Below are 3,480 nucleotides of genomic sequence, written 5' to 3'. Positions count from 1 at the left end.
AATACCTAATTCATTAATCTTGTCTGAATCATCCAAAGAAACCAAATGACCTTTTTCTAAAAATACCTCTGTTGAATCTGGCATTAATATATCTTCTGCTGTCACTCGACCTAATGTTACTACACCCAAAGTTTGTACAATATTACCACCATCAATCACTGCTTTCATAATCAGTCCATTGTCGGTACCACAATCATCTTCAGTAATAACTAAGTCTTGTCCAACATCCACTAAACGTCTAGTTAAATAACCAGAATTTGCTGTTTTAAGTGCTGTATCAGCTAAACCCTTACGTGCACCGTGTGTAGAAATAAAGTACTGCATATTGTTTAAGCCTTCACGGAAATTTGATGTAATTGGTGTTTCAATAATTGATCCATCTGGCTTCGCCATTAACCCACGCATACCTGATAACTGACGCATTTGTGCAGAAGAACCTCTTGCTCCTGAATCAGCCATCATATAAACCGAGTTAAATGAGGCAAGTTTTTGAGTTTTACCATCAGCATCAATGAAATCTTCAAAGCCAATTTCATCCATCATGGCTTTTGCCACTTTTTCAGAAGTACGTGACCAAATATCAATTACTTTATTATAGCGTTCACCATCAGTTACAACACCTTTAGAAAATTGTTCCTGAATATCTTTAACTTGAGTCTTTGCCTGTTCAATCATCTTGGCTTTAGAATCTGGAATAATCATATCATTTGAGCAAAATGAAATACCTGATTTAGTTGAATATTGAAAGCCCATGTACATCATTTGATCAGCAAACACAACTGTTTGCTTTAGCTCTTGCGTACGATAACAAACATGAATTAAATCAGAAACTACTTTTTTACTAATAGCCTCATTGATTAAATCAAATGATAAGCCATTTGGTAAAATTCTTGAAAAAATCGCACGGCCCACTGTAGTATCAACGATACGTTTAGTACTTGACTCAAATTTACCATCAATCTTTTGATAATCTTGAATGCGTAATTTAACCTTTGCATGCAAGGTAACATTACCAGACTCATAAGCATTAAGTGCTTCGGTTGCATTTGCAAAAATTAGTCCCTCACCTTTTTGATTAATCATCTCACGAGTCATATAATAAAGACCCAAAATAACATCTTGCGAAGGCACAATAATAGGCTCTCCACTGGCAAGGTGTAATACATTATTAGATGCTAACATTAATGTTCTTGCTTCTAGTTGTGCTTCCTCAGATAAAGGCACGTGTACTGCCATCTGGTCGCCATCAAAATCAGCATTAAATGCACCACATACAAGTGGATGCAACTGAATGGCTTTACCTTCAATTAATAATGGTTCAAATGCTTGGATGCCTAAACGGTGTAATGTTGGTGCACGATTTAGTAATACTGGATGCTGATGCACGACTCTCTCTAAAACATCCCATACTTCTGGTGATTCGCTTTCAACCATCTTCTTAGCAACTTTGATGGTTGAAGCCAAGCCCTTGACTTGCAATCTATTATAAATAAATGGCTTAAACAATTCTAATGCCATTTTTTTAGGTAAACCACATTGATGCAGTTTAAGATATGGTCCACAAACAATCACTGAACGACCTGAATAGTCAACTCGCTTACCTAATAAGTTTTGGCGGAAACGTCCTTGCTTACCTTTAATCATATCTGATATAGATTTTAAAGGACGACGATTATTACCCATTACAGAGCGACCACGACGACCATTGTCAATTAATGAATCTACTGCTTCCTGTAGCATACGCTTTTCATTACGAACGATAATTTCAGGCGCATCAAGTTCTAATAAACGTGCTAAACGATTATTGCGATTAATTACACGACGATATAAGTCGTTAAGATCTGAGGTCGCAAAACGACCACCATCTAATGGCACTAAAGGACGTAAATCAGGTGGAAGAACAGGCAATACTTTTAATACCATCCACTCTGGCTTATTGCCAGATTGAATTAATGAGTTAACTAATTTAAGGCGTTTATTATATTTTTTAAGTTTAGTTTGACTTTTTGTATTTAAGCTATTTTCACGTAAATTAGCCGCTTCAACCTCAAGCTTCATGTCTGATAAAACATCTTGAATAGCTTCCGCACCCATTTTTGCCTCAAACTCATCATCACCATATTCATCTAGTGCATCAAAATACATCTCTTCAGTTAATAACTGCTTGTGTACGAGTGATGTTGAACCTGGATCAGTTACTAAGAATGCTTCAAAATAAAGCACGCGCTCAATATCCTTCAATGTCATATCCATCAACAATCCTAAACGCGAAGGTAAAGACTTTAAATACCAAATATGCGCAACTGGTGCTGCTAATTCAATATGACCCATGCGCTCACGGCGAACCTTTGAATGCGTTACCTCAACTCCACATTTTTCACAAACAACATTACGAAACTTCATGCGCTTGTACTTACTACACAAACACTCAAAGTCTTTCATGGGACCAAATATTTTAGCACAAAATAAGCCTTCTCTTTCAGGCCTAAACGTACGATAATTAATAGTTTCAGGCTTTTTAACTTCACCATATGACCATGAACGAATCTTCTCAGGAGAAGCCAGTCCAACTCTAATTGCGTCAAAATCTTGCTCTTTTTGCTCTAACTTATGAATTTTTAATAAATCTCTCATTGAATTCTCCTAATTAGTGTTGTTCTAACTCAACATCAATACCTAACGAACGAATCTCTTTCACTAAAACATTAAATGATTCTGGCATGATCGACTCTGTTAAATTCTTACCATCAACAATACTCTTATACATTTTTGCTCGTCCTCCGACATCATCAGACTTTACCGTTAACATTTCGCGTAATGTGTGCGCTGCGCCATAAGCTTCTAATGCCCATACCTCCATCTCACCAAATCTTTGACCACCAAACTGAGCCTTACCACTGAGTGGCTGTTGTGTCACTAGTGAATAAGGGCCAGTAGAACGCGCATGCATTTTATCATTAACCAAATGATTTAGTTTTAACATATGCATATAGCCGACAGTCACATGGCGATCAAATGGTTCGCCTGTACGACCATCGTATAATTGCTCTTGTCCAGATTCTGGTAAGTCAGCTAACTTAAGTAATGATTTAATATCTTTTTCTTTAATACCATCAAATACTGGTGTTGCCATTGGCACACCTTCGCGAAGATTGCTTGCCAATTCAATAATTTCTTCATCACTAAATGAGGCTAAATTTTCTTGTTTGCCATACGAGTTATAGACCTCATCTAAGAAATCTCTAATCTGTTTAACCATATCAGTTCGTTTTTCATCTAACATGGCGGTAATTTTATATCCTAAACCTTTAGCGGCATAACCTAGGTGAACTTCTAATACTTGACCCACATTCATACGTGATGGCACTCCTAATGGATTAAGTACGACATCTATGGTGGAACCGTCTACAAGATAAGGCATATCTTCAACTGGAGATACGCGCGAAATTACACCTTTGTTACCATGACGTCCAGCCATTT

The 3,480-nt window shown here is 37.0% G+C and carries 2 protein-coding genes; both read right to left on the bottom strand.

All coding sequences use genetic code 11. The features are described from left to right. Positions 1-2,634: DNA-directed RNA polymerase subunit beta' (rpoC, locus tag BOW51_RS08755; protein ID WP_078477393.1), on the bottom strand; the 2,634-nt coding region annotated here is incomplete at its 3' end. A gap of 13 nt (positions 2,635-2,647) precedes the next feature. After that, positions 2,648-3,480: DNA-directed RNA polymerase subunit beta (locus BOW51_RS08750; protein WP_503167675.1), on the bottom strand; the 833-nt coding region annotated here is incomplete at its 5' end.

Source organism: Solemya elarraichensis gill symbiont (genome assembly GCF_002021095.1).
GTDB lineage: Bacteria > Pseudomonadota > Gammaproteobacteria > Chromatiales > Chromatiaceae.
Note: the sequence above shows the minus strand (reverse complement) of the source record. Positions and strands in the feature narration are given on the sequence as shown.